General features: G+C 71.6%; 29 protein-coding genes. 7 read left to right on the forward strand and 22 right to left on the reverse strand.

Annotated features, from left to right (window positions below):
* Nucleotides 1-41: 41 nt before the first annotated feature.
* From AB0B40_RS15140 to AB0B40_RS15205, 14 genes are all read right to left on the reverse strand, one after another.
* Nucleotides 42-650: an OmpA family protein gene (locus AB0B40_RS15140; protein ID WP_345046705.1), complete on the reverse strand. Its 609-nt coding sequence runs from the start codon at nt 648-650 to the stop codon at nt 42-44.
* Between the two features lie 10 nt (nt 651-660).
* On the reverse strand, nt 661-1242 hold the full coding sequence (locus tag AB0B40_RS15145; protein ID WP_362264060.1) for a hypothetical protein: 582 nt from the start codon (nt 1240-1242) through the stop codon (nt 661-663).
* A gap of 31 nt (nt 1243-1273) precedes the next feature.
* Nucleotides 1274-1870, reverse strand: a complete 597-nt coding sequence (locus tag AB0B40_RS15150; protein WP_362264087.1) for a pilus assembly protein TadG-related protein — start codon at nt 1868-1870, stop codon at nt 1274-1276.
* The gene (locus tag AB0B40_RS15155; protein WP_362264061.1) at nt 1867-2064 is read right to left on the reverse strand and encodes a hypothetical protein; all 198 of its coding nucleotides are present in this window, start codon (nt 2062-2064) and stop codon (nt 1867-1869) included. Before AB0B40_RS15155 ends, AB0B40_RS15150 begins: the two co-directional genes overlap by 4 nt.
* 113 nt (nt 2065-2177) lie before the next feature.
* Nucleotides 2178-2942: a response regulator transcription factor gene (locus AB0B40_RS15160; protein ID WP_345046651.1), complete on the reverse strand. Its 765-nt coding sequence runs from the start codon at nt 2940-2942 to the stop codon at nt 2178-2180.
* Nucleotides 2943-2958: 16 nt separating this feature from the next.
* On the reverse strand, nt 2959-4167 hold the full coding sequence (locus AB0B40_RS15165) for a histidine kinase (RefSeq protein ID WP_362264088.1): 1209 nt from the start codon (nt 4165-4167) through the stop codon (nt 2959-2961).
* A 233-nt stretch (nt 4168-4400) separates the two neighbouring features.
* Entirely contained in the window at nt 4401-5288 is an 888-nt protein-coding gene (locus AB0B40_RS15170; protein ID WP_345046650.1) for a DUF5936 domain-containing protein, read from the reverse strand.
* 13 nt (nt 5289-5301) lie between these two features.
* The gene (locus tag AB0B40_RS15175; RefSeq protein ID WP_362264062.1) at nt 5302-6246 is read right to left on the reverse strand and encodes a type II secretion system F family protein; all 945 of its coding nucleotides are present in this window, start codon (nt 6244-6246) and stop codon (nt 5302-5304) included.
* Between the two features lie 7 nt (nt 6247-6253).
* Complete coding sequence (locus AB0B40_RS15180) at nt 6254-7591, reverse strand: CpaF family protein (RefSeq protein WP_362264063.1); 1338 nt, start codon at nt 7589-7591, stop codon at nt 6254-6256.
* Nucleotides 7592-7609: 18 nt separating this feature from the next.
* On the reverse strand, nt 7610-7954 hold the full coding sequence (locus AB0B40_RS15185) for a TadE/TadG family type IV pilus assembly protein (RefSeq protein ID WP_345046646.1): 345 nt from the start codon (nt 7952-7954) through the stop codon (nt 7610-7612).
* Nucleotide 7955: 1 nt separating this feature from the next.
* The gene (locus tag AB0B40_RS15190; protein ID WP_362264064.1) at nt 7956-8336 is read right to left on the reverse strand and encodes a TadE family protein; all 381 of its coding nucleotides are present in this window, start codon (nt 8334-8336) and stop codon (nt 7956-7958) included.
* Between the two features lie 7 nt (nt 8337-8343).
* Entirely contained in the window at nt 8344-9588 is a 1245-nt protein-coding gene (locus tag AB0B40_RS15195) for a P-loop NTPase (protein ID WP_345046644.1), read from the reverse strand.
* A gap of 12 nt (nt 9589-9600) precedes the next feature.
* A complete protein-coding gene (cpaB, locus tag AB0B40_RS15200) occupies nt 9601-10305 on the reverse strand; it encodes a Flp pilus assembly protein CpaB (protein WP_345046643.1) in 705 nt (234 codons plus the stop codon).
* 163 nt (nt 10306-10468) lie between these two features.
* Nucleotides 10469-11410: a hypothetical protein gene (locus AB0B40_RS15205; protein ID WP_345046642.1), complete on the reverse strand. Its 942-nt coding sequence runs from the start codon at nt 11408-11410 to the stop codon at nt 10469-10471.
* A gap of 235 nt (nt 11411-11645) precedes the next feature.
* Here AB0B40_RS15205 and AB0B40_RS15210 point away from each other — a divergent pair, with 235 nt between their 5' ends.
* On the forward strand, nt 11646-13358 hold the full coding sequence (locus AB0B40_RS15210) for a glycoside hydrolase family 18 protein (RefSeq protein WP_345046640.1): 1713 nt from the start codon (nt 11646-11648) through the stop codon (nt 13356-13358).
* Between the two features lie 66 nt (nt 13359-13424).
* Here the strand turns inward: AB0B40_RS15210 and AB0B40_RS15215 are convergent, their stop codons facing one another.
* Nucleotides 13425-13835, reverse strand: a complete 411-nt coding sequence (locus AB0B40_RS15215; protein WP_362264065.1) for an ATP-binding protein — start codon at nt 13833-13835, stop codon at nt 13425-13427.
* A gap of 175 nt (nt 13836-14010) precedes the next feature.
* Between AB0B40_RS15215 and AB0B40_RS15220 the strand changes: the two genes are divergently transcribed.
* The 3 genes from AB0B40_RS15220 to AB0B40_RS15230 all read left to right on the forward strand — a co-directional run bounded on the left by AB0B40_RS15220 (nt 14011) and on the right by AB0B40_RS15230 (nt 15793).
* Nucleotides 14011-14862 carry a helix-turn-helix transcriptional regulator gene (locus tag AB0B40_RS15220; protein ID WP_362264089.1) on the forward strand — a complete coding sequence of 284 codons (852 nt, stop codon included), beginning with the start codon at nt 14011-14013 and terminating at the stop codon, nt 14860-14862.
* A gap of 2 nt (nt 14863-14864) precedes the next feature.
* Entirely contained in the window at nt 14865-15080 is a 216-nt protein-coding gene (locus tag AB0B40_RS15225; RefSeq protein ID WP_362264066.1) for a DUF397 domain-containing protein, read from the forward strand.
* 182 nt (nt 15081-15262) lie between these two features.
* The gene (locus AB0B40_RS15230; RefSeq protein WP_362264090.1) at nt 15263-15793 is read left to right on the forward strand and encodes a lamin tail domain-containing protein; all 531 of its coding nucleotides are present in this window, start codon (nt 15263-15265) and stop codon (nt 15791-15793) included.
* A gap of 137 nt (nt 15794-15930) precedes the next feature.
* Here the strand turns inward: AB0B40_RS15230 and AB0B40_RS15235 are convergent, their stop codons facing one another.
* The gene (locus AB0B40_RS15235; RefSeq protein WP_362264067.1) at nt 15931-16284 is read right to left on the reverse strand and encodes a hypothetical protein; all 354 of its coding nucleotides are present in this window, start codon (nt 16282-16284) and stop codon (nt 15931-15933) included.
* Nucleotides 16285-16479: 195 nt separating this feature from the next.
* Here AB0B40_RS15235 and AB0B40_RS15240 point away from each other — a divergent pair, with 195 nt between their 5' ends.
* Nucleotides 16480-17823 (forward strand): M14 family metallopeptidase, encoded by a 1344-nt coding sequence (locus AB0B40_RS15240; RefSeq protein WP_362264068.1) that lies wholly within the window; start codon nt 16480-16482, stop codon nt 17821-17823.
* Between the two features lie 3 nt (nt 17824-17826).
* Here AB0B40_RS15240 and AB0B40_RS15245 read toward each other — a convergent pair whose 3' ends face one another.
* The 5 genes from AB0B40_RS15245 to AB0B40_RS15265 all read right to left on the reverse strand — a co-directional run bounded on the left by AB0B40_RS15245 (nt 17827) and on the right by AB0B40_RS15265 (nt 22244).
* Nucleotides 17827-18405, reverse strand: coding sequence for a hypothetical protein (locus tag AB0B40_RS15245; RefSeq protein ID WP_362264069.1), 579 nt, complete (start codon nt 18403-18405; stop codon nt 17827-17829).
* A gap of 37 nt (nt 18406-18442) precedes the next feature.
* Nucleotides 18443-19921, reverse strand: a complete 1479-nt coding sequence (locus tag AB0B40_RS15250; RefSeq protein WP_362264070.1) for a gluconate:H+ symporter — start codon at nt 19919-19921, stop codon at nt 18443-18445.
* Nucleotides 19922-20029: 108 nt separating this feature from the next.
* Entirely contained in the window at nt 20030-20440 is a 411-nt protein-coding gene (locus AB0B40_RS15255) for a RidA family protein (RefSeq protein ID WP_345046629.1), read from the reverse strand.
* Nucleotides 20437-21201: an IclR family transcriptional regulator gene (locus tag AB0B40_RS15260; RefSeq protein WP_345046627.1), complete on the reverse strand. Its 765-nt coding sequence runs from the start codon at nt 21199-21201 to the stop codon at nt 20437-20439. Before AB0B40_RS15260 ends, AB0B40_RS15255 begins: the two co-directional genes overlap by 4 nt.
* Complete coding sequence (locus AB0B40_RS15265; protein WP_362264071.1) at nt 21198-22244, reverse strand: sugar kinase; 1047 nt, start codon at nt 22242-22244, stop codon at nt 21198-21200. The genes AB0B40_RS15260 and AB0B40_RS15265 overlap by 4 nt, the downstream gene beginning before the upstream one ends.
* A gap of 143 nt (nt 22245-22387) precedes the next feature.
* On the opposite strand from AB0B40_RS15265, the gene AB0B40_RS15270 reads away from it, so the two are divergent.
* Both AB0B40_RS15270 and AB0B40_RS15275 read left to right on the forward strand, forming a co-directional pair.
* The gene (locus tag AB0B40_RS15270; RefSeq protein WP_345046624.1) at nt 22388-23659 is read left to right on the forward strand and encodes an amino acid deaminase; all 1272 of its coding nucleotides are present in this window, start codon (nt 22388-22390) and stop codon (nt 23657-23659) included.
* Between the two features lie 9 nt (nt 23660-23668).
* Nucleotides 23669-25279, forward strand: a complete 1611-nt coding sequence (locus tag AB0B40_RS15275) for a D-aminoacylase (RefSeq protein ID WP_362264072.1) — start codon at nt 23669-23671, stop codon at nt 25277-25279.
* Nucleotides 25280-25296: 17 nt separating this feature from the next.
* On the opposite strand, the gene AB0B40_RS15280 is transcribed toward AB0B40_RS15275, so the two are convergent.
* Nucleotides 25297-26148 (reverse strand): serine protease, encoded by an 852-nt coding sequence (locus tag AB0B40_RS15280; protein ID WP_362264073.1) that lies wholly within the window; start codon nt 26146-26148, stop codon nt 25297-25299.
* Between the last annotated feature and the right edge of the window lie 357 nt (nt 26149-26505).

The following is a 26505-nucleotide window of genomic DNA, read 5'->3' on the forward strand; positions in this document are numbered from 1 at the left end:
GGTCCGCGGGACCACGGGACGGCGTCGGCGGGCGTCGGCGGTCACTGCCGGGTACGGGGGAAGGTCACCTCGACGCGCCGGTTCTTCCGCCGGCCCTCCTCGGAGGAGTTGTCGGCGATGGGGTACTGCTCTCCGTAGCCGCGGACGTCGAAGGTGATGGACGGGGAGTTCAGGTCCTGGTCGAGTACGGCCTGCACGGCGTTGGCGCGCTGCCGGGAGAGGATGTCGCCGTGGGCGGCGGAGCCGAGGTCGTCGGTGAAGCCGAAGACGCGGACCTGGGTCGCGTTCTGCTTCCTGATCTCCTCGGCGATGGTGCCGATGCGGCCCTTCGCCTCCTCGCCGAGCCTGGCGCTGTCCTTGCCGAACAGCACCTCGGCCTGCAGGGCGAAGGTCACGTCGGCGTTGGTGTCCTCGCGCCGCTCGTCCCCACTCTGTTCCTCGACGACCGACTTGATGTCCAGCACCTTGGCCGCGGCGAGCGTGGCGCCTTCGGGGAGCTTGAGGTCGGGGTCGGTGGGGTCGACGTCGACGGGGGCGGTGGCGGTGGGCTCGGTGCCGGGGGGATCGCTGGGACCGGTGTCGTCGGCCCGGGCCGGGGTGACGGCGAGGAGCAGGGTGACGGCCACGGCGACGGAAAGGCGGGTGGTGATCACTTCGGCCTCATCCGGAGATCTTGACGGTGGCGCTGGAGAGGGTGGGGAGTTGGAGGGTCACCTCGGTGATGTCCGCGGGCGGGGAGGGAAACTGCATGAAGACCGGTAGTGTCTGCCCACCCTTGAGCGTGTTCAGCCCGGTTGTGGTGAGTGGGCGCCCTTCTGTGTCACGCAGTACGTAGTAGCGCTTCTTCCCCTTGGAGTCGACGAGGGTCGCTCCACCAAGAGACGGGCCGTTCTTGGTGATCTCGGTTTCGTTGCCGCTGAGGGCGGCCGGAATGAGGAGGTCCTTGGCCCCGTCGTTCTTCAGGGTGCCGTTCACCGTGACGAAGCCACCGGAATCACGCTGTGCGGAGGTGATCTGGAGGAGCAGGCCGCCCGTACCCTTCAATTCGGCCAGCGGCTCGTCCGTCTGCCCCTCCTGGGTGCTCGGGTCGGATCCCGACGTCCGGGAAGTCGGCGCTGCCCCCTCGGGCTTCTTGTCGTCACCACCGCCCCCGCCGCAACCGGCTGCACCCACGGCCAGACCAGCCGCAACGGTCAACGCGACCATCCCCCTGCGAGCCTTCGCAGTGAACCGAATGCTCATCGCTCCGCTTCCTTCGTCATCGATCGTTCGTTCATGAGTCGGTCAGGTGGACGTCGAAAAGGTCTTCAGGCTTCGGGAGTCCTGTTGCGTCGTCCGGCTTCAGACGCCAGACCTTGCCGTCCTTGCAGGTCAGGTCAGGCAGGTTGCCGTCCTCGGCTCCCTGAGCGACGGGCGTGGGGCCGCAGAGGGCTTCTATTTCGGCGACGGCGGACGCCTTGGACATGTAGTTCTCGCTGCCCGGTACGACAGATCGGCCGACGGATTTGTCGGTCTGTACGTCGACGCGGAACTTCAGCAAGGCCGGGGCGAAGCAGTTGTACACTTCGGCGTCGTTCTGCGCGGCCAGTTGGCGGGCCCGCCCGCAGGGATCATCGAGCGTCACGTTGCCCTCGAAGATCTCCTGCCACTTCTCGGGGTCACGCAGAACCGACCTCCACTGCTGCGTGAGCTGGTGCCGTTCGTCCTGGGCCGCCGCGAGCGCTGCCGCATCCGCCGCCGTCTGGGCGCCGCTCCGGTTCACCGCGGCCTGGCCGACGGCCAGATAGGCCAACGCAAGAAAGAGCAGGCCCGCCACCACCGTGATGTAGATGGGGAAGGCCTGCCCCGCGTCGCGGCGTAGGTCATTCAGCCGCCGGTGACCTCGCTGATTTTGTTCCTGATCGCGTCGAAGATCGTCTGACCGATGCTCGTGCCGGTGATCGCCAGGACGATCGCCACGACCACCGCGATGATGCCGAGGTACTCCACCGCGGTCTGCCCCTTGTCGCTCCGCGCGGCGCGGGACTGCAGATACACGACGGTGGTGTTGAACCATTTGCTCACGGTGTTCCCCTCCAGCTTCGCCTCCGGTTCGGGCAACGTACGGCCCGGTCGTCCCGGGGCCCAAGGGCCCGGGGGCCCAGCCGCGGACCCATTCCCTCCCCTTCGCCCCCACGTCAGGCCACCCCCAGCCACTTGGCCGCGGCCTGGGACCTCGTCGTGGTGTGGAGCTTGGCGAAGATGTGGTTGATGTGGTTCTTCACCGTCTTCTCGCTGATGAAGCAGGCGGCGGCGATCTGCTGGTTGGTCATCCCGGACGCGATGAGGTCCATGATCTCCGCCTCCCTCGTACTCAGCCGGAACCGTGACCGGAACGACTGTCCCACAGAGGGTTGCAATCGCGAAAGGGTCGGGGAGGGTGAATCTGTTGGCAATTCAGGGGAGTTGGGATCTCCGTGTGCAGGTGCATCTTCCCGGAGTGATGTCAGTAACGCTCTCGCCGCGCCGGGCGTGACATGCGGCCGGCCCTCCCGCACATCCCGCACCGCCCGTACCAACTGCTCCGTGGTGAACTCGCCGTGCACCAGATATCCCCCCGCCCCCAGCCGCAGCGCCTCCCGTACGGTCTCCGTCTCGTGGCTGTAGGTGAGCATCATGACGGGGGCCAGCCGCACCAGGTGGGGCAACGCCGAGATTCCGTCCACTCCGGGCATGCGGACGTCGAGGAGGATGACGTCCGGCCGGTGCCGGAGCGCCTCCTCGTACGCCTCGCGCCCGTCCCTCGCCTCCGCCACCACCGTGGTGTCGGCACGGCCCGAGAGCAGGGCCGTCAGACCGGCGCGGACCACGGGGTTGTCGTCGGCGACCAGCAGCCTCAACGGCGCCGGATCCGGCGCCGGCGGCGGGAAGGCCGGCCGGGGGGTGCAGTGCGGTGGCCGCATGGTGCCTCCTCTCGGGTCATGCCCGGGGGTCGGGGGGCGGAGGGGTGGGGGTGGGCAGGGGGATGTCCAGGCGTACTTCCGTGCCCCGGTCGTGCGCGCCCCTGCCGACACGGATGCGGGCGCCCGCCTGTGCGGCCCGTTCGACCATGCCGAGCAGCCCGAAGTGGCCGGACGTGCGGAGCTTTTCCAGGGTGGTGCCGGGCGGCAGGCCGGTGCCGTCGTCGTGGATCGTGAGCGTCAGCAGCCGGCCGTCGACCGCGGCGCGTACGTCCACGTGGGTCGCCGACGCGTGGCGGTGGGCGTTCTCCAGTGCCTCCGCGGCGATGGAGAGGACGTGTCGGGCCACGGCGGACGGGAGCGGGGCGGGGTCGGCCCGCGGCCGGTGGCAGGTGACCCGCAGGCCCGTGCGGTCGGTGAAGGCCAGCGCCTGCCGGTCCAGTTCGTCCCAGAACGGATTCCAGGCCGTTCCCTCCGGCTGGTCCCGGCGCAGGTCCGTCAGCAGTTCCCGGGATTCCGCCGCCGCCCTGCGCGCCGAGCGGGACACCAGTTCCGCCTGCTGTCTGACGCGGGCGGGATCCGGGGCGTCGGCCGAAGCGGTCGCCGCCAGGCCGTCCGCCGCGAGTGCCACGCCGTACAGGGTCTTGGCGACGGAGTCGTGCATCTCGCGGGCCAGCCGGGCGCGCTCGGCGCTCACCGCCTCCGCCGCCGCGAGGCGGGCCTGCACCGTGGTCAGGGCCTGGGTCGCGGAGCCGAAGCGGAGCATCAGGTTGCGCAGGGTCGAGCCCATGGCACCGGCGATGACGCACAGGCCGGGCAGGAGGAGGGCCTCGGCGACCGGCGCGTGCCGGTCGGCCTTCAGGGTGGCGTGGACCAGCAGCAGGATCAGGGACTGCAGGGACGCGAAGCAGGCCGCGCCGCGCCAGCTGTAGACCAGGCCGGCCAGCAGGGGGGTGCAGACGCTGACGTAGGCGAGGGTGGTGTCCGGGCCCGCGGAGACCAGCAGGAACGAGCCCAAGAGGGTGTCCGCGGCCAGCAGGCTGGGGTGGCGCAGCAGGAGGGGGCCGAAGCGTTCCCAGTCGCGGAAGAGGACGTAGGACACCATGAAGGTGACGACCACGGCCGCGCCGACCAGGCGGGCGCCCAGGCCGGGGGCCGCGTTGAGCAGGGCGGCGGGGGCCGACACGACGATCATCGCCAGCCGGAAGCCGAAGACCTGGCGGCACATCGCCTGCAGGGCGCGGATCTGGAGCTTCTCGGAGGGCTCGGCCGGGGAGACCGCCCGACGCGAACCGGCCTGGCCGGAAACGGCCTCACGTGCGGCCGCCCGGCGCGCGGCCGCCCGGCGCACGAACCGCCCGCCCGCCCGCCTCAGCCGCAGCCCCGTCCCGGGACGCGCCACCGCCTCCCGCCTCCCGGGCCTCGTCCGCGCCGTCAGCCCCGCCACCGCCATGCCCGTCCTCACTTCCCCGTGAGCGAGCCGAAGTCCACCCCGGAGCCGAGCAGCAGGCCCGCGCCCAGCAGCAGCATCGTCGCCGGGACCATGAACGTGGTGATCATCAGCGTGGCCTTGGGCACCGCGCGCGCGGCCTTGCGGCGGGCGTTCTGCGCGTCGGTGCGGCGCATGTCCTTGGCCAGGGAGACCAGGGTGTCCACGATGGGCGCGCCCAGTTCCTCGCCCTGCTGCAGCGCCGTCACGAACATGGCGACCTGCTCGGAGTCGTTCCTCCTCCTGAGCTCCGCGAACGCCTGGCGCCGGCTCACGCCGAGGTCCATCTGGCGCAGGGTGATGCGCAGTTCGTCCGCCCACGGGCCCTCGTAGCGGGTGGCGACCCGGTCCAGGGCCTGGCGGAAGCCGAGGCCGGCGCTGACCACCACCGCCAGCACGTCCAGGAAGTCCGGCAGTGTGCGTTCGATGACGTCCCTGCGGACGCGGATCGCCGACCAGATGCCGACCTCCGTCCACAGCGCGCCGAACAGCAGCAGGAGCAGCGCCACGAACCACTGGCCGCGCAGCAGGAAGACCAGGAAGCCGACGCCACCGAGGGCGCCGTAGACCGCGCGGCGGGCCGCGTAACGGTCGATGGTCAGGCCGCCGGGGTTGCCCGCGAGGTCGATCCGCCGACGGTACCTGGCCACCAGGCGCGGGCCCATCAGGCGCAGCACGGCCGGGGCGTAGCGCATGCCCATGCGGTCGATGACCGAGCCGACCGCGCCGGTGCGGGTGGCGCCGACCTCCAGGGCGACGGCGAGGTCGGCGGGGAGCCTGGCGTCGGCGCGGTACATGCGGACGCCGGTGAAGACGCCCCAGACGCCGAGGGCCATCAGCAGGGCGAGTAGGAATGCCACGGGTTCACCTCCCTCACACGTCGATCCGGCTCATGCGGCGGATGAGGACGAACCCGACGGCGTACATGGCGAACGCGATGATCACGCACGCCTGGCCGACCGGTGAGCCGGTCATGCGGTCGAGCGCGCCGGACTTCACGCCGTTCATGAGGAGCAGTGCGCCGACGCCGAGGACGGGGACGGCGTACGACGTCATGGTCACCTGGGAGAGCTGGGTGCGGATCTCGCGCCGGGTCTCCTTGCGCTCCTCCAGGGTCTCGGTCAGGTTGCGCAGCGCCGACACCACCTGGCCGCCCGCCCGGTTCGACAGCACCAGCGTGGTGACGAGGACGACCAGTTCGCGGGACGGGAGGCGGCCGGCCAGCTCGCCGAGCGCGTCGTCCAGGGAGTGGCCGATGGCCAGCTGGTCGGCGACCTTGGCCAGTTCCTCGCCGGCCGGGGCCTCCAGTTCCTCCGCCGCCATGCCGATCGCGGTGCGCAGGGCGAGGCCGGCCTGGGTGGCGTTGGCCAGGATGCGGGCGAGTTCGGGAAGCTGGCCGATGAAGCGTTCGATGCGCTTCTGGCGCTGCCAGTTGAGGAACTGCACCGCCGCCCAGACGCCGAGGAGTCCGGCGAGCGGGCCGAAGAAGGGGGCCAGGGTGGCCTGGCCGATCAGCCAGAGCGCGGCGACCGTGGCGAGCATGTACGTGAAGAACTCGCCCGGTGTGAGGTCCAGGCCGGTCGCCGCCAGCCGCAGTTCGAGCCGGCGGCCGAGGCGGGTACGGCGCAGTCGCCGGTCCACGCCCCGGAAGCGGCGTCTGCGGCCGTCGGCCGGCCGGGGGCCGGTGTGCGCGAGGCGGTCGACGAGGGCGGCGCGCCGGGCCCGGCCGGAGGCGTAGGCGTGCACGCCGGCCACCGCCAGGACACAGGCCAGCAGCGCCACACCGGTGGTGAGCTGGACGAGGGTGCGCAGTTCCATGGGCGGCCTACCTGGCTTCTCGGGTGGCGAGCTGGTCGTCGGTGTGGGCGACGCCGAAGGCCTGCGGGAGGGGCTGGTTCGCCATGTAGAGGCGGTCGGCGGTACGGCGGGGCAGCGGGAAGTACCGGAAGGCGCCGTGGACACGGCCGTCGGGGGTCATGGGCCGGGCCTCGAACCGGGCGACCGTGGCCAGCCGGTACGGCTCCCCGCCATGGCTGTCGAGCAGCGCGATCTCGGTGATCCGGCGGGCGCCGTCGGCGAACCGGGTGAGCTGGACGAGGACGTCGACGGCGCTGTTGATCTGGTCGTGCAGGGCGACGAACGGGACCTCGACGTCGGACATGGAGGCCAGGGTCTGGAGCCGGGTGAGAGCGTCCTCGGCGCTGTTGGCGTGCACGGTCGCCAGCGATCCGTCGTGGCCCGTGGACATCGCCTGGAGCATGTCCAGGGACTCGCCGCCGCGCACCTCACCGACCACGATCCGGTCCGGGCGCATCCGCAGGGAGTTGCGGACCAGGTCGCGGATGGAGACCTGCCCCTTGCCCTCCACGTTCGGCGGGCGCGACTCCAGGCGGACCACGTGGGTCTGCTGGAGCTGGAGTTCGGCCGAGTCCTCGATGGTGATGATGCGCTCGTGCCGGGGGATCAGCCCGGACAGGGCGTTCAGCAGGGTCGTCTTCCCGGTGCCGGTCGCGCCCGAGACGATGATGTTGAACTTCGCCTGCACCAGCCCCGCCAGCAGGTACACCATGTGCTCGTCGAGCGAGCCGAAGCCGATCAGCTCCTGGAGGGTGAAGGACCGCGGGAAGCGGCGGATGGTGAGGATCGGGCCGGTCAGGGACAGCGGCGGGATGATGACGTTGACGCGTTCGCCGGAGGGGAGGCGGGCGTCCACCATCGGGTTCGACTCGTCGACGCGGCGGTTGACCGTCGACACGATCCGCTCGATGGTCTGCATCAGCTGGTCGGCGGAGGCGAAACGGAGGGGCAGCTGCTCCACCCGGCCGCCGCGCTCCACGAAGATCGCGTCGGGGCCGTTCACCATGATCTCGGTGATCGACGCGTCCTCCAGGAGGGGTTCGAGGATGCCGAGACCGAGCGCCTCGTCCACGACCCGGCGGATCAGCTGGGACCGCTCGACGGTCGACAGCACCGGGCCCTCGCGGCTGATGATGTGCCCGAGCACCCGCTCCAGGCGCGCCCTGCGCTCGGCGGCGGCCAGCGAGCTCATCTCCGCGAGGTCGATCTCCTCCAGCAGCTTGGCCCGGTAGGAGGCGACCAGGTGCCCGTCCTCGCCCCGGCTGCCGTGCTCCTCCGGAGTGCTGATGCGTGCCCGCAGGCTCATGGGTCTGCAACTCCTCGGTCAGTGGTCGCGGGGCATGGTGGCGGTCTTGGTGGCGTCACCGAAGCTCCAGAGGATCGTGGGGATGGTGACGCGGGCGGTGACGGTGACCGAGTCGGCGCCGCCCCCGTCCTCGCCGCACGACACGCTGAGCGCGCCGCTGACGGCCTGCGCGCACGCCTGCCCGGGGTCCTGCCCCAGGGACGCCGCCCGCGCTCCCGCCCGGGCCGCCGTACCGGCCTGCTCGGCGGCGTAGGCGACGGCGCCGAGCTGGATGCCGGCCAGCCCGACGATCAGCAGGACGGGGACGAACCCCAGGTATTCGATGGCCACTTGGCCCCGGTCGCGCCCTGTGCGCCAGCGCATCTCAGTGCTTCACCTCCTCCACGGCCCCGGCGTGGCCGTGCACGGTGACGGGGAAGGAGATCGCACCCGGGAAGAGGACCGGGACCTTGAGGGAGACGTCGGCCGTGACATAGCCGGACGGACTGCACTCCACGCTCGCATCCCCCCTCCACGCCGCCGACAGGTGCTTCAGCCCTGCCTCGGCGCACGCGGCCCGACGTGCTTCTCCCCGCGGCGCCGCCGTCCCCGCCCGCACCGCCTCGTCCGCAGCATTCCCCGCGAGCGTGAAGGTGTACCCCACGAGCACGGCCTGCCACATCAGCACCAGCGTCAGGATGATCAGCGGTGTCATCCCGAGGAACTCGACGCTCACCTGTCCCCGGTCACCGTCCGGCGGTCTCATCGCACGCTCACTCCTTCCGCCGCCGGAAGCCCACCGGTCCCCGGCCGCCGCCCCGGTGGGAACCGGCGCTCCCCTCGTCCGCGGCCCGCACCAGCCCCAGCTCCCCCGCGAGCGCCCACAGCGCCTGCTTCACCGTGCTCCTGGCGTCCAGCTCGTGTACTCGCCCGGCGTCCACGACGCCTTGCAGCTCCTTGAAGTTGGCGGGCACGGCCGTGCGCGCCAGCGCCGTGCCCGTGATGCGCTGCACCAGCGCGGGCTGGATCTCCGTGTTCCGGGTGTGCCGGTTGACGACCACCGTCGTCTCCTCGGCCTTGCGGATCTGCAGCCGGTCCCACATCCGTACGGTCCGCTTGGCGGCGCGTACGGCGATCACGTCCGGCGTGGTGACCAGCAGCGCGGTGTCGGCCATCTCGACGACCGCCGCGCCCGCGCCGCTGAGCTGGGCACCGCAGTCGACGACGACGACCTCGTAGCGCGAGCGCAGGGAGCTGACGATCTGGCGGGCGACGCGGTCGGTGACCTCCTCGCCGCGTTCGCCCTCGCCGGGGGCGAGGAGCAGGGCGAGACCGGTGTCGTGGCGGAAGAGGGCGTCGGCGAGGACCCGGGGCGAGATGTCGGTGATGGCGGCCAGGTCGGCCACGGACCGGCGGAACTGGATGTCCAGGTAGGAGGCGACGTCGCCGGTCTGGAGGTCGAGGTCGACCAGCGCGGTGGCGCGGCCGGACGCCTGGGCGGCGAGGGCCAGCTGGACGGCGACCAGCGTCGCGCCCACACCTCCCTTGGCCCCGCTGACCGTGACGACGGTCCCGCCGGCCCCGGACGGCACCTCGGCACCGTGCCCGAGGTGCCGTCGTACCCCCGTCGACCACTGGGCGACGGCCTGGACGCGGCTGGCGAGTTCCTCGTACGACAGCGGGAGCGAGACCAGACCGCGGGCGCCGGAGTCCATCGCGGCGGCGAACAGGCCGGGGCTCGCGTCGGTGGTGACGAGGATGACGCCGACGGCCGGGAAGCGCAGGGCGACCTCGCGGATCAGCTCCAGGGCGGGGACCGGGCCGATGCGTTCGTGGACGACGACCACTTCCGGCAGTTCGTCGACCGACTCGGCGGCGACCCGGGCGAGGGCGTCGACCAGTTGGGTGGAGTCGGTCACCGGAGGCTGCGGCTCGGCGTCGGGGAGCTGGCTGAGCAGCGTGACGAGGGAGCGGACGGCGTCCGGGTCAGCGCCGGCCGGGAGGATCCTGGTGGGCATGCGGGCCGCCTCTCACTTGTCCGTCGAGAGTTCGTAGGTGCGGTCCTTGTCGGGAACGCTGGTCTCGCTGCCGGGAGCCACGAGCGCGAGCCGGACGCGCTCGGCGAAGGACTCGGCGTAGGTGATGCGCTGGGCGTCGATGGTGGACAGCGCGAAGGTGATGGGGACGGCCTCGGTGGGCTGCTGGGTCCTGTCCTTGTCGGGTTCGAGGGCGGTGAGCTGGCCGACGTCGAGGACCCGGGCGTCGGTGACGATGATCTTCGACTGGTCGGGGTCGCCCTCCTTCTTCCCCTGGAAGGTGGCGTAGACGTTGACGCGCGAACCGGGGGTGATCTTGCCGGCGACGCCGGTCGCCGCGTCGATCATGATGGCGACCTCCTGCTGGCCGGGCTGGAGGGCCGGCTGGTCCACGACCATGTCGGTCTGGAGCAGGGAGCCCGCGCGCAGGGTGGTCACGGCGATCTTGCCGCGGATCTGCCGGAGGTCGGTGACGGCGTTGCCGGACAGCCACCGCTTCGGCATCTCGATCTTCTCGAACTGGCCCGTGTCCAGCGCGGTGTACGGCTTCACCTCGGACCTGACCCGGTAGGCGGTGACCTCGGGCCCGACCTTGGAGTTCGCGTCGTGGACGACGGAGAGCACGCCGGCGAACGCGCCCAGAGCGCACAGGGCCGACAGGATCAGGAGTATCACGCCGCGGCGCTGACGGGAGTTCATGAACCGTGCAACCTCATTGGGGGAATCGGTCGAGCGGGATGTGAGGGTCGTGATCCGGTCGGTCGGGGCGGTCGGGGCGTTCGGGTCGGGGCGGTCGGATTCCGAGGGGCCGTGGCCGAGTGGCGGTGGCCGGTCCGGTCAGGTCAGGTCAGGTCAGGTCAGGTCAGGCGGGAGTGCGTTGCCTGCCGCGTTCCAGGGCGCGGGGCGCGGCGGGTTCGTGGGCGGGCGGCGCGGTAGCGGAGCAGAAGACGCAGCGGTCTCCGATGACGTCGAGGCCGCACCAGTGACAGCTGGTCTGCCGCACGGACGTGACCAGTTGGTAGAGGACGGAGAGGTCGGCGAGGTAGCCGCAGAACTCGACCATGCGGCCGGTTCCCCACCACACGGGGGACTCGGCGGGCAGCGGTGTCTCACGCAGTCCGTGCACGCCCCACCGGGTACCGAGGCCGGCCACCCAGTCGCTCTGCAGCTGCCCCTTGGCGACCAGCATCCAGGTGCTGAACTCGGGCCCCTTGAGGGTGACGTCGGGCGCGACCTTGACGAGCTGGGGGTCGGGATGGGCGAGGACGGCGAACTGGCTGCCCGGCACCCAGGATCTGGCGTGCGCCTTCAGCCCGACCGGGACCCGGTCAAGCCTGGCGACGGAGCCGAGGACGGCGCCGGCGTGGATGTAGTGGGTGAGCAGCCGGCCGGCGGAGGCGAGCACGCCCGGGCCGAGGTCGCAGGAGGCGAGCTGGCGCAGCTGCCGGGCCAGGACGGCGATGCCGAGCGGTGGCAGGCCGGGCCGGAACAGGGCGATGCGGTCGCTCTCCAACAGGGAGCGCAGGGTGTGAAGCCGCCGTACGACCGGTTCCGGGGTGGCCTGCGAGCACACGACGACCAGGTATCCGTGCTGCTCGGTCAGGGTGTGGAGTTCGGCGAGGGCCTGCTCCAGCGGCTTGCGGTCGAGACCCTCCAGCACGACGGCCGGCACGGTCCGTTCGTCCTGTGCCGGCAGCGCCGTGTCGGCACTGGTCACGGCAATGGCAGTTGGCACGCGCAGCTCCCCGCTCTTCACACCCGCCGGGCCCACCGGTGTCACTCCAGTGCGCCGGGACGACTTCATTGCGTGACTACCTGAGCACTGTATCCACGGCCCGTTGGCCGGAGAACAGCGTTTGTGGAGCCGGTGTGCAACTGTCCCGGCACAACTGCCGCCAAACCCGGACAGGTTGTGCCGCCGACCGGAAACGGGTTTGGTCTGGACCTCTTGACACCCGGATTGGTCTGGACCAACTTGTAGGGCAAGCGGTGGCCACCGTCCTCTCCCCCTCCCCGCCAACTCCCCACCGGAGGCTCCAGTGGACCGCGCACCAGGCACACCCAGACCCCGCAGACGGCGGCTCGCGACGTGGTCCGCCGCCACCGCCCTGGCCCTCTCGGTCGCGGGCCTCGCCGCTTCCCCGGCGGCCGCGGCGGACGTGAACAACGTCAAGAACGCGGGCTTCGAGTCCGGCCTGGCCAACTGGACCTGTTCGGCCGGCAGCGGCACGACGGTCTCCTCCCCGGCGCACGGCGGCACCGCGGCACTGAAGGCGACCCCGGCCGGCCAGGACAACGCCCAGTGCACCCAGGCGGTGGCGGTCAAGCCCAACGCGACGTACACGCTGAGCGCGTGGGTGCAGGGCGGCTACTCGTACCTGGGCGTGACGGGCACGGGCACCACGGACGTCTCGACGTGGACCCCGGACTCCTCCGCGTGGAAGCAGCTGTCGACGACCTTCACGACGGGCGCGTCCACGACGTCGGTCACGGTCTACACCCACGGCTGGTACGGCCAGGCGGCCTACTACGCCGACGACGTCTCGGTCTACGGCCCCGACGGCGGCGGAGGCGGCGACCCGGCCCCGACGGTCCCGGCGGCCCCGGCCGGCCTGACCGTCACCGGTACGACGTCCTCCTCGGTCTCCCTGTCCTGGTCCGCGGTGTCGGGCGCGACGGCCTACAACGTCTACCGGAACGGCACCAAGGTCACGGCGGTGACCGGCACGTCGGCCACGGTGACCGGACTGACGGCCGCCACGTCGTACACCTTCCAGGTGACGGCGGCCAACGCGGCGGGCGAGTCGGCCAGGTCGGGTTCCGTGACCGGCACGACGACCTCCGGCTCGGGCGGGGGCGGGGGCACCCTGTCCAAGCACGCGGTGACCGGCTACTGGCAGAACTTCGACAACGGCGCGACGGTGCAGAAGATCTCCGACGTCCCCTCCGCCTACGACATCATCGCGGTCGCCTTCGCGGACGCGACGTCGACCCCGGGAGCCGTCTCCTTCACCCTGGACTCCGCCGGCCTCGGCGGCTACACCGCCGACCAGTTCAAGGCCGACATCAAGGCCAAGCAGGCGGCCGGCAAGAAGGTCGTCATCTCCATCGGCGGGGAGAAGGGCACGGTGTCGGTGAACGACGCGGCCTCGGCGGCGAACTTCGCCAACTCCGTCTACTCGCTGATGCAGACCTACGGCTTCGACGGCGTCGACATCGACCTGGAGAACGGCCTCAACCCGACCTACATGACGCAGGCCCTGCGCTCCCTGTCCGCGAAGGCGGGCTCGTCCCTGATCATCACGATGGCCCCGCAGACGATCGACATGCAGTCGACGTCCGGGTCCTACTTCCAGACCGCGCTGAACGTGAAGGACATCCTCACGGTCGTCAACATGCAGTACTACAACAGCGGTTCGATGCTGGGCTGCGACGGCAAGGTCTACAGCCAGGGCACGGTCGACTTCCTGACGGCCCTCGCCTGCATCCAGCTGGAGGGCGGCCTCTCCCCGTCCCAGGTGGGCCTCGGCCTCCCCGCCTCCACCCGTGCGGCGGGCGGCGGCTACGTCTCCCCCACGGTGGTGAACAACGCCCTGGACTGCCTGACGAAGGCCGTGAACTGCGGCTCCTTCAAGCCGTCGAAGACCTACCCCGACCTGCGGGGCGCGATGACCTGGTCCACGAACTGGGACGCGGCGTCGGGCAACGCGTGGTCGAGCGCGGTGGGAGCCCACGTGCACGCGCTGCCGTGACCTGACCCGTACGGCCCCCGGCGCCCGGACACCTCGCGGTCCGGGCGCCGTGAGCCCTGCCTCGAGCTACGCCGCCGGGAGTTCGCACCACACGTACTTGCCCCGGTCCCCGAACCGGGCCGACGGCTGCCAGCCCCAGTACTCCGCGCAGGCCGTCACCAGCCCCAGCCCCCGCCCCTCCTCCAGGTCCAGGGCCCGCTCCAGCGGCCGTGGCGGTGGCGGCGGCTCCGGGTCGGTGTCCCACGCCCCGATCCACACCAGGCCCCGCGGCGAGCGGCGCACCCGCAGCGCCGCCGGCCCCTTGGTGTGCCGCACCGCGTTCGTCACCAACTCCGCCGCGAGCAGCTCCGCCGTCTCCACGAGGCCGGGCAGCCCGTGCAGCGTCAGGATCACGCGGAGCGTGCGGCGGCAGACCGTCACCGCTCTGAGGTCGTTGGGGATGTAGAGCGTGTAGTCCCACGTCTCGCACTCGGACATGCGTCATCAACTCCGGTCGGTGAGGGGAGATTCAGGACGCGGTGCGCTTCCGCAGCTGCGTGTGCGTCCGTCACCGACGGTAGGGCCACATTTTGGGACGCTGCAAGCTATTGCCGTAATCTACCCACGAACGAGGCACTGGGTCACGACAGTTGGTGAGCCGAGGGAGGAAGCCATCCCGCGTAGACAGCAGCCCACCGCACGGCAGGAACGCCTGGGCATCGAACTGCGGAAACTTCGCGAAGCCGCGGGACTCAAGGGACGCGAGGCAGCCGCGCTCCTCGGTACGGACTCTGCCCAGATGAGTCAGATCGAGGCCGGAACCGCAGGAGTGAGCGAGGAACGCGTACGGCGACTCGCGGCTCAGTACTCCTGTACGGATGCCGCGCTCATCGAGGCACTGGTGACGATGGCGACCGACAGGACGCTCGGCTGGTGGGAGGAGTACCGGGGCCGGCTCCCCACACCGTTCATGGATTTGCCCGAGCTGGAGCATCACGCCAGCTTCCGGTGGGACGTGGAGTTCCTGCATCTGCCGGGCCTCCTGCAGACCGCCGAATACGCCCGCCTCCTCTTCGCCTACGTGAACCCCGAGTTCCCGGAGAGCGACGTGGAGCGCTGGGTGGAACACCGGATGAAGCGAAGAGTCATCATCGAGCGCGCGGAACCCGTTCCGTACGAGGCGTTGATCCACGAGGCCGCGCTGCGCATCAGGGTGGGAGATCGGCGCGCGACACGCATTCAGCTCGGCCGTGTACTGGAGCTCTCCGAAGCCGCGCATGTGACTGTCCGCGTCATCCCCTTCGACCTGGACGGTTTCGGCGGAGCCGGAAGCGGCATGGTGTACGCGGGCGGCCCCGTGTCCAAGCTGGACACCATCGTCCGCGACGGCCCCGTCGGTCCGGTCTTCATCGATGCCGAGGCTCAGCTCAGCCGCTATCGAACGCTTTTCCGTAGGGTGAAGGCGGTGTCGCTCGACCCCGACCGGTCGCGTGACTTCATCCACCGGCTGGCGAAGGAGCTGTGAACATGCCGACCCCTGGCACCTGGCAGAAGTCGTCCTACTCCGGAGGCGGCCAGGGTGACGCCTGCGTCGAAGTGGCCGACCTCGGCACCCACATATCCGTCCGCGACTCCAAGGCCCCGGCGAGAGCCGTCCTCACCTTTCCGGCCGCGGCCTTCGACTCCTTCATCGGCGGCCTGAAAGAGGGCCGGCCCGAAGCATCGATGGGCATTACACCCTAGAGTCACAGAAATATGCGCAAACCGTAACAGCACCCGCGCTTCCTCGATCACCCACGCCCTCCCCCGCAAGGTGTCGGTGTGCGGCCGACCGGCCGCCACCCGTACACCGCACTCCGCACGCCGCGTTCCGGGACGCGCACCGCGGGGTGTGCGCAACCCTCGCGAAGGGGGACCTCGTGTCCGTGTTCGTATCCGCTTCCGCAACCCGCCGCCGTGTCGCCGCCGCCGTCGTGGCGGCCACCGCCGTCGTGGGCGCCGCGGCCCTGCCGGCCTCGGCCGCCGACCGTGACCACGGCCGCCCGCACCACTGGGACCGCTCACACGTGGTCATCAGCGGCGCGCAGCACCACACGTCGCTCCGGTACGACCGCTCCAACGCCTCTCTGAACAGGGAGTGGGTGGAGCTCACCAACGACGGCCGCCGGGACGTGAACCTCGACGGGTGGACGCTGTCGGACGAGGACGGCCACACCTACACCTTCCGGCACTACCGGCTGGAGGACCACGCGACCGTGCGCGTGCACACCGGTGCCGGCCGGGACAGCGAGAGCGACCTCTACCAGGACCGCCGCCAGTCCGTGTGGGACAGCGACCACGACACCGCGACCCTCCGCAACGACCACGGCCGCCTCATCGACTCCACCTCCTGGGGGTACGACGACCGCGGCGACCGCGACGACCGCGACGGCGGGCGGTCCGGGCGTCACCGGTGACCCGCACGCGACCGCGGGCCGGTGAGCACTGAGCCTCCCGCCCCGGCGTACGGAGCCTTCCCCGGAAGCGCGCCACTCCCCGCGGAGTGGCGCGCTTCCCGTGCGCTGCGGGACCGCCGGCCGGGGGTGCCGCCCCGTCACCTCCCGCCCACGCGCCGGGTGAGGAGCTGGTCGCCGAAGACGTTGTAGACCGTCACGACGGCCGGCCGCTCCGCATCCGCCGGCTTGGCGGTGCTGCGGGCGTAACCGCCGTATGCGTCGGCCACCCGCTCGGCCCGGTTCATCGCCTCGTCCTCGGCCGGGATGCCGGTGGAGATGAGGACATGGCCGTCGGCGCGGCTCTGGACGCGGTCGACGTCGGCGGTGACCTTCGCGAGGCGGCCGTGGGCCTTGCCGTAGTCACGCAGGGCCTCGGCCTCGGCCCTCATCGAGGCGGTGTCACCCGTCGCCGGGAACTCCTCCGGTACGACGGCAGCCGGGTCACCGCTCACCCCGGTGATCCTCGTTACCCGGGGCGGAACGGTTCACGCCATCACCGCCGTCCACACTTGACCTGACCACGACAACCGCGCACCATGAGCGCCAACCCGCACAGCGGGCCCACAGGAAGCCCCGCACGAGGCCCCGGCGGGTCCGCATCCGCACGTCGCACGCGAACACCCCCACCTCCACCTCAAGGAGCGTTCATGCGACTTCGCATCCGCGGCGCCGGCACGCGCGGCGGCAGACGTACCGCCGTCCTCGGCGCGCTGCTGGCCCTCGCCCTCGCCGCCCCCGTACCGGCCGCCCTCGGCCACGCCAGCGCCGACGGCGTCCGGAAGGCCACGGCGTCCGGGGACGACGTACTCCAGTACGAGATCCACCAGAGCACGACTCCCGTCACCCGCACCGCCATTCAGGCGGCCGGCGTCACCGTCGACGAGGCCGACGAGGAGACCGTCGTCGTCTCCGGGCGGGCGGAGCAGATCCGGCGGCTGCGCAGGCTGGGGTACGACGTCCAGCCCCTGGGCGCCGCGCCCCGGCGGCCGGGGCCGCGCCTCTACGACTTCCCGAGCGCCGACTCGAAGTACCACAACTACGCCGAGGCGAACGCGGAGATCGACCAGCGGCTCGCCGCCTACCCGGGCATCATGAGCAAGCGGGTGATCGGGAAGTCGTACCAGGGGCGGGACATCGTCGCCATCAAGGTCAGTGACAACGTCGGCACCGACGAGAACGAACCCGAGGTGCTGTTCACCGCGCACCAGCACGCCCGGGAGCATCTGACCGTGGAGATGGCCCTGTATCTGCTGCGCGAACTCGGCGCGGGCTACGGGTCCGACCCGCGGATCACGAACATCGTCGACAGCCGGGAGATCTGGATCATCCCGGACCTGAACCCGGACGGCGGCGAGTACGACATCGCGAGCGGGTCGTACCGGTCGTGGCGGAAGAACCGGCAGCCCAACTCCGGTTCCTCGTACGTCGGCACCGACCTCAACCGGAACTGGAACTACAAGTGGGGCTGCTGCGGCGGGTCCTCCGGGTCACCGTCCTCCGAGACCTACCGCGGGTCCGCCGCCGAGTCCGCGCCCGAGGTGAAGGTCGTGGCCGACTTCGTGCGCGGCCGGGTCGTCGGCGGCAAGCAGCAGATCAAGGCCGGGATCGACTTCCACACCTACAGCGAGCTCGTGCTGTGGCCGTTCGGGTACACGTACTCGGACACCGCCACCGGGATGACCGCGGACGACGCCGCCGCGTTCAAGGCCGTGGGGCAGAAGATGGCCGCCAGCAACGGGTACACCGCCGAGCAGTCCAGTGATCTGTACATCACCGACGGGTCGATCGACGACTATCTGTGGGGTACGCAGAAGATCTTCGACTACACCTTCGAGATGTACCCGACGTCCGCGTCCGGGGGCGGGTTCTACCCGCCCGACGAAGTCATCGAGCGGGAGACCTCCCGGAACAAGGACGCCGTGTTGCAGCTGCTGGAGAACGCCGACTGCATGTACCGGGCCATCGGCAAGGCCGGCCAGTACTGCGGCTAGCGGCTACGCCTCCTCGAAGTAGGCGTCGAGCACCGCGTCCAGCTGCTCGTCCCACTCCCTGAAGCGCGCCCTGGCCGTCGCCTCGATCTCGATCGGGAACCAGCGGCGGTCAGGGGTGTGCACGGTGACGGTGTACCGCTTGCCGAAGCGGGGCGACTCCGTCTCCACCGCGGCGATCTCGTCCCAGTGGAACTCACATGCCTCCTCGTCCAGCCTGAGGCGGACGCCGTCGCGGTCGGCCACTATCCGTGCCCGCCGGTCGGACGCCTCGAAGACCGGCCCGTCCGCCGGCTCCTCGGCGGGGTCGGCCGGGTCCTCGGCCACGGAGTCCCCGGCCACGGAGTCCTCGGCCACCGGCTTCCCGGCTTCCTCCGGTGCCTGGTCCTCCGGTGCCTCGTCCTCCGGCCCCTTCGGCCCCTTCGGCTCCTCCGGCTCGTCCGGCTCCTTCGACAGCGATGCCGTCGGAGCCGGGCCCGTGAGCCCCGGGATGAAGGCCGGGTCGAAACCGGCGCCCGTCACGGGCTCGGCCTTCAACGGCCCGCCCTTCAACGGCTTGCTGTTGGGTCCTATGCGCTGCTCCACGGCGGCAGTATGGACGACTTACCTGTGCCGGAACCAGTCAGCTCACGAACACGCTGACCACCGCCGCCACCGCGAACCCCGCCAGTGACAGCACGGACTCCAGGACCGTCCAGGTCCGCAGCGTGTCGCGTTCGCTGATGCCGAAGTACTTGGCCACCATCCAGAAGCCCCCGTCGTTGACGTGCGAGGCGAAGATGGAGCCGGCCGAGACGGCCATGATGACGAGGGCGGTGAAGGCCTGGGAGTGGGGGCCCCCGGCGAGGAGGGGGGCGACGATGCCCGCCGTCGTCACGATCGCGACCGTCGCCGAGCCCTGGGCCACCCGCAGGACCAGGGAGATCAGGTAGGCGAGGACGATCACCGGCAGGCCCACGCCGTTGAAGGTGTCCGAGAGCGCCTGGGCGACCCCGCTCGCCTTCAGTACGGCGCCGAAGACGCCGCCCGCGCCCACCACCAGCAGGATGTTGCCGACCGGCTTGAGGGAGGAAGTGGACACCGCCTCCAGGGACTTGCGCGACCAGCCCCGGCGGATGCCGAGCAGGTAGTAGGCGAGCAGCAGGGCGATGGTGAGGGCGACGAAGGGATGGCCGAGGAACTCCAGCACCGAGCGGCCCGCGGAGGGGTCCAGGGCGATCGAGGAGAAGGTCGCGGCGAGGATCAGGATCAGGGGCGTACCGATGATCGTGAGCACCGTGCCGAGCGGTACCGGGTTCTCCCGCGGTGCCACGCCCTGGGCGCGCTGTTCCGCCACCACCGCCCGCTTGGCCTCCTCGGCCGCCTCGACCATGTCCTGCGGTACGGCGACGAAGACGCGCTTGCCGATCCAGGCGGCGTACGCCCACGCGGCGAGCACGGCCGGGATGCCGCAGACGATGCCCATGAGGACGACCCAGCCGAGCTGGACGTGCAGCAGTCCGGCGGCGGCGACCGGGCCGGGGTGCGGCGGCAGGAAGGCGTGGGTCATGGACAGGCCCGCGAGGAGCGGCAGGCAGTAGAGGAGGATCGACTTGCCGCCGCGCCTGGCCGCCGCGTAGACAAGCGGCGCGAGGACGAAGATGCCCACGTCGAAGAAGACCGGGATGCCGAAGATCAGGCCGGTCAGGCCCATGGCGAGCGGGGCCCGGCGTTCGCCGAAGACGTTCAGCAGGCGCGAGGCGAGGACCTCCGCGCCGCCGCTGACTTCGAGGATCGCGCCGAGCATGGTGCCCAGGCCGATGATGATCGCGACATGGCCGAGAATGCCGCCCATGCCGGACTCGATGGTGGAGACGGCGTCCGAGCGCTGGACGGTGCCGAAGAGTTCGGTCACCGAGAGGCCGGCCAGCAGGCCGACGGTGACGGAGGCGGCGAGCAGGGCGACGAAGGGCTGCAGCCTGACCTTGATGATCAGCAGGAGCAGCAGGGCTATGCCGATGGCGGCGACCGTGAGCAGGCCTGCGGTGCCGTCGAGGAGGAGGAGCAGGCCGCCGGTGTGGGGTGGGGCGGCGGGGGCGGGCATGGCGAGCGGGAAGGGCATACGGGGGTCCTCGGAGTAAGTGCATCGTGCTTTCGGGCAGGGCGGATCGCGGCACGGCGGCCCAGGCGGGCGCCGTGCCGTACGGGAGTGCGGAGGAAGCGGGGGCCGTCAGCTCAGGACGGCGAGGACGTCGATCTCGACGAGGAGTCCGGCCGGCAGACCGACGTAGACCGTCGTGCGGGCGGCGGGCGGCTGGGTGAGGCCCTGCTCCTCGAAGTAGGCGTTGTAGATCTCGTTCATCTCGGCGAAGTGGTCCACGTCCGTGAGGTAGACGCGGATCATCATCGCGTCGTCCCAGGTCGCGCCGCCTTCCTCCAGGATCGCCTTGACGTTGGCGAGGGTCTGGAGGGTCTGCTCGCGCAGGGAGGGGCCGGCGGGCGTCGGGGGCTTGCCCTCCTCGGCGGGCAGGAAGCCGACCTGGCCGGCCACCTGGAGGATGTTGCCCTTGCGCACGCCGTGCGAGAACTTCGCGGGCGGGGTGGTGTGGGTCTTGGGGGTGAGCGCGGTCTTCTCGGTCATGCGGGGGTGCCCTTCACTGGCGTTCTTCCGGAGTACTCGCCGCTGATCGCGTCCGCCGTGCGGCGCACCAGCGGCAGCAGGGTGAGGAGTTCCTCGGCGGTGACGACCACGTTCGGCGCGGACACCGACATCGCGGCGACCACGCGGCCGTCGGCGCCGCGGACAGGGGCGGCGACGCAGTTGATGGACTCCTCGTGGCCACCGAGGTCGGTGGCCCAGCCCTGTTCGCGCACCGCGGCCAGTTCCTTCAGGAACGCCTCGGCGTTGGCGGTCGAACGGGCCGTGTACAGGGGGTAGTCGAGCTGCTCGGCGAGGGCGCGGCGCTCGGCCGTGGGCAGGTCGGCGAGGAGCAGCTTGGCGACGGCGGCCACGGTGATGGCCACCGGCTTGCCGATCCGCGAGTACATGCGCACGGGGTAGCGGCTGTCCACCTTGTCGATGTACAGCACTTCCTGCTCCTCGTACACCGCGAGGTGGACGGTGTGTCCGCACTGCTCGTTGAGCCGTACGAGGTGAGGGTGGGCGATCTCGCGGATGTCGAGGTTCTCCATCGCCTCCTGGGCGAGGGCGAAGAGCCGGGCGCCGAGGCGATAGCGCTGGTCGGACTGGCGGTAGACCAGGCCGTGTTCGTGCAGGGTGCGCAGGAGGCGCAGCGCCGTGGACTTGTGCACGCCCAGGCGGTCGGCGACCTGCCCGAGGTCGGCGGGGCCCTCGGCGAGCAGCGGCAGGATGCTCAGGGCGCGGTCGACGGTCTGACTCATGGGGTGTTCGCCTCCTCCTCGGCCTGCTCGGCTTGCGTCCAGCCGGGGCCGAGTCGAAGTGTCCCCCATGCGTGGTCGTCCAGGGCCGCGAGGCGGTCGGCGTGGCCGCGGGCGGGGGGTGCGGCGAGGTCGCCGGGGGCGGTGAGGGCGGCGGCGGCGAAGAGGTGGCCGTGGCGGAGGCGGTCGCGGACGGGCAGGCCGCGGAGGGTGGCCGAGAGGAAGCCGGCGGCGAAGGCGTCTCCGGCGCCGGTGGTCGCGACGACGTCCACGGTGAGGGCGGGGACCGCGACCGCCACGTGGTCGTGGTGCCCGCGTTCGAACACCGTCGCGCCGCGCGCTCCCTCCTTCACCACCAGCACGGCCGGCTCGGGCAGCAGCTCGCGGACGGCCGCGGGGCCGCCGGCGACCCCCCACGTCTGTTCCGCCTCGTCCTCCCCCACGAACACGATGTCCGCGCCCCGCGCCAGTTCCAGCAGGACCCCGCTGCCGGCGGTGTCCCGCCACAGGCCGGGGCGGTGGTTGACGTCGAAGGAGACCAGCGGGCGCCCCGGGCGGGGTGCGGTCAGCTCCCGCATCAGCTCCCGGCACCGCCGCGACAGCGCGGCCGTGATGCCCGACAGGTGCAGGACGCGGCCCGCGCGGGCCGCCGCCAGGTCCACGTTCCGCGCCGACATCGCCGACGCCGCCGATCCGGACCGGTAGTACGCCACCTCGTGCGCGCCCGTGCCCCGGTCACCGGCCGTGCGGAAGTAGATGCCCGTCGGGCGCTCCGGATCGCGGCGTACGGCCGACACGTCGACGCCGTACGCGGCGATGCGTTCCACCAGATGGTCGCCGAAGCCGTCCGCGCCGACGCGGCTGACCCAGCGCGCCGGATGGCCGAAGGCGGCCAGGGCGCAGGCCACGTTGGACTCGGCGCCGCCGATCGCCCGGTCGAAGGAGGGGACGTCGGCGAGGCGGCCCGGCCGGACGGGCAGGAAGGTGACCATGGACTCACCGAGCGTGACCACGTCCACGGGGTTCGACGGGCGCGCAACGGTCAAGTCGTAAGCAGCGTCCTCGATGATGACTCCTGTCGATGTCCGGGCGGCGTCTCCGTTGACCCGATGTCGGCGAGATGCTAGACACCATTCAGCACTGCATGCAATGGCCGTTGCACATGTCGCAACGCCAGGAGAGGGGCTTCATGAGCAGCGAAGCGCTCGCCCGCCTTGCCGAGGAACGCGTCGACCACCGCTTCAAGGGGCTCCCGCCGGACGCCGACGGACTGACCGTCGCCGAGCTGGCCGCCCAGCGCCGCAACCTCTTCCGGGACGCGGACGGCTTCACCTCCCCCGTCCTCGCCCTGTCCGCCGAGCGCCTGGAGCACAACCTCGCGCTGATGGAGACGTACACCTCCCGGCACGGCCTGGCGTTCGCCCCGCACGGCAAGACCTCTATGGCCCCGCAGCTCTTCCGGCGCCAGATCGAGCACGGCGCCTGGGGCATCACGCTGGCGGTGCCCCACCAGGTGCGGGTGGCCCGGGCCTTCGGCGTCCAGCGCGTCTTCCTCGCCAACGAGCTGGTGGACGCCGCCGCCCTGCGCTGGATCGCCGGAGAGCTGGCCGCCGACCCGGAGTTCCGGTTCGTCTGCTACGTCGACTCCGTGCGCGGCGTGGAGCTGATGGACACGGCCCTGCGCGGCGCCGCCCGCCCCGTCGAGGTGGTCGTGGAGCTGGGCGCGGGCGAGGGGGCCAGGACCGGCGTGCGTACCGAGGCGGAGGGCGCGGCCGTCGCCGGGGCCGTGGCCGCCGCGCCGACCCTGCGGCTGGTCGGAGTGGCGGGCTACGAGGGCGAGGTGCCCCAGGCCGATCCGGAACGCGTGCGGTCGTACCTGCGGCGGCTGGTCGCGCTGGCCGCCGCGCTGGACGGGAGCGGACGGTTCGAGGACACGCCGGAGATCGTGGTGAGCGCGGGCGGCAGCGCCTGGTTCGACGCGGTGGCCGAGGTCTTCGCCGAGCTGCCCGCGTTCTCCCGGCCCGTGCTGAAGCTGCTGCGTTCGGGGGCGTACGTCTCCCACGACGACGGGCACTACCGCAGGCTCACCCCGTTCGCCCGGGTCCCCGAGGAGGGCGCCCTGGAGCCCGCCTTCCGGCTGTGGGCGCAGGTCGTCTCCCGTCCCACCGCCGGGCAGGCCTTCGCCAACGCGGGCAAGCGCGACGCCGCCTACGACCTGGACCTGCCGGCCGCCCAGGTGGTACGCCGTGACGGGGCCGAACGCCCGGCCACCGGCGTCACCGTGACCGGCCTGTCCGACCAGCACGTCTGGCTGGGCACGGACCCGGAGGCGGACGTCGAGGTCGGGGACTGGATCGGCCTCGGCCTGTCCCACCCGTGCACGTCCTTCGACAAGTGGCAGCTGATCCCGGTCGCGGAGGCGGACGGCACGGTCGTCGACTACATCCGCACGTTCTTCTAGGAGGCGGCCGTGGAGGACCTGGTCATCCGGGACGCCGACGTCGTCGACGGCAGCGGGGCGGACTCCTACCGCGCCGACGTCGTGATCGACGGCGGCCGGATCGTCTCGATCGTCAAGGAGGCCGCAGGCGCGGGCTGCCAGCGGCCGCACGCCGTGCGGGAGCTGGACGCGGAGGGCCTGGTCCTCTCCCCCGGTTTCATCGACATGCACGCCCACTCCGACCTGGCCCTGCTGCGCGACCCCGACCACAGCGCGAAGGCCGCGCAGGGGGTCACGCTGGAGGTTCTCGGCCAGGACGGGCTGTCGTACGCGCCGGTGGACGACCGCACCCTGGAGGAGGTGCGGCGGGCGATCACCGGGTGGAACGGGTACGGCGACGACATCGACTTCGACTGGCGGACGGTCGGCGGGTACCTCGACCGCCTGGACCGGGGCATCGCCGTCAACGCGGCCTACCTGATCCCGCAGGGCACGGTCCGCGCGCTCGCCGTGGGCTGGGAGGACCGCGAGGCGACGCCGGAGGAGCTGGACCGGATGCGGCGGCTGGTGGCCGAGGGGCTGGAGCAGGGCGCCGTCGGGCTGTCCTCCGGGCTCACCTACACCCCGGGCATGTACGCGCGGGACGCCGAACTGACCGAACTGTGCCGGGTGGTGGCGCGGTACGGCGGCTACTACTGCCCCCACCACCGCTCCTACGGCGCCGGCGCCCTGGAGGCCTACGCCGAGATGGTCGGGCTGACCCGGGAGGCGGGCTGCCCACTGCACCTCGCGCACGCGACGATGAACTTCGGCGTGAACAAGGGCCGGGCGCCCGAGCTGCTGGCCCTGCTCGACCGGGCCCTGGACGAGGGCGCTGACATCACGCTGGACACCTACCCCTACACCCCCGGCTGCACGACCCTCGCCGCGCTGCTGCCGAGCTGGGCGAGCGAGGGCGGACCGGAGGAGATCCTGGCCCGGCTCGCCGACCCGGCGACGGCCGCGCGGATCCGGCACGACCTGGAGGTGACCGGCTCGGACGGCTGCCACGGGGTGCCGGTGGAGTGGGAGACCATCGAGATCTCCGGGGTGACCGATCCGGCCCTCGGTGACCACGTGGGCCGCAGCGTCCGCGAGTCGGCGGACCTGCGGGGCGAGTCCCCCTGGGTCACGGCACACCGCCTTCTCGTGGCGGACCGGCTCGGCACGACGATCCTCCAGCACGTCGGCCACGAGGAGAACGTCCGCGCGATCATGCGGCACCGCGCGCACACCGGCGGCTCCGACGGCATCCTGCGGGGCACCAAGCCGCATCCGCGCGCGTACGGCACCTTCCCCCGCTACCTGGGCCACTACGTGCGGGAGCTGGGCGTGCTCACCCTGGAGGAGTGCGTCGCCCGGCTCACCTCGCGGCCCGCGGCACGGCTGCGGCTGCCGGACCGCGGGCTGGTGCGCGAGGGGTACCGGGCCGACCTGGTCCTGTTCGACCCGCGGACGGTCGCGTCCGACGCCACCTTCGCCGAGCCCCGGGCGCTGCCGGCCGGGATCCCGCACGTACTGATCGACGGCCGGTTCGTCGTCGAGGACGGCAGGCGGACCGACGTACTCGCGGGACGGGCGGTCCGCCGCAGCCCGGTGTGACCGCCCGCCGCCGGTGGCTACGGCTTGGGCAGGGTGCAGCCCGCCGCGCTCAGGTTGAGCGTGTTGCCGGTGGTGAAGCAGGCCGGGATGTTGTAGATCTCCTGGGCGTAGTTGATGCCCTGGCGGACCGTCACGTTGCCGTTCGCGTCGACCTCGCACGGGTTGTTCACCGTGCACCGCTCGCCGTCCTCGTTGCCGGTGTTGTTGACGGCGACGACCTTGCCGGTGGCGGTGTCGACGACCGGGGAGCCGGAGGTGCCGCCGATGGTGTTGCAGGCGGAGGTGTAGCGGACCGAGTCCTTGAAGGTCCAGTCGCCCTCCTTCAGCCGGTAGACGAACCCGTCGACGTTGCAGCTGTAGATGCGCTTCCAGTAGCCGGAGACCACCTTGATGGCGGTGCCGGCCGTGGGGTGCGTGTCCTGCACGGTGAGCGGGCTGATCCCGTACGAGCTCCTGATCCTCGCGTACGTGGTCGCCAGCCGGTAGATGGTGACGTCCGTGTCGGTCATGGTCGAGTAGACGACCTGGTTGGCGCGGAGGGTGGCGACCTTGGTGCCCGCGGAGTTCAGCAGGCCGAAGGAACGGCTGGAGGACTGGCCGGTGATGACCTCTCCGGCGCTCGGCATGCCGGTCTCCAGGCAGTGGCCGTTGGTCAGCACGAGGGCCGGGTCGGTGTCGGCGGAGTTGGGGAAGCGGATGACGGAGCCGGAGCAGTTGCTGAGCGAGACGGTGCCGGCGAAGTCGACCGTGGCCTTGACGGCGGTGTGCGGGGCGGTCTTGACGGCGGAGTGCGGGGCGGCGATCGCCGGGGTCGCGCCGAGCCCGGCTATCGCCAGGGCGGAAAGCGCGGCAAGGAGAGGCTTGTTCACGTGGGGGTCCCCTCTTACGACATGGGCGACCGGAGTGTTCCGGTCGCCCGCTTGTTTGTCATGCGCATTCTCGACAGGGAAGAGGGGCGGGGACAAGAAGCCGCGTCAGGTCATAGGGGTTTCCCTGTACCGAGCGGCGCCCGCCTCCTCCCGCCCACACTCACCGCCGACGGCCCCGAAAGGGGCAAGCACCCACAGGGACCGCCAGACCGAACCGCCAGGCCGAACCGCCAGGCCGGCACAGCCGGACCACGAGGCAGGGGCACCGGACGGGCCGTCAGGCCGGGCTGTCACGCCGGGCCGTCACGCCGGGCCGTCACGCCGGGCCGTCACGCCGGGCCGTCACGCCGGGCCGTC

This window comes from Streptomyces sp. NPDC042638, from assembly GCF_040647235.1.
Taxonomy (GTDB): Bacteria; Actinomycetota; Actinomycetes; order Streptomycetales; family Streptomycetaceae; genus Streptomyces; species Streptomyces rameus.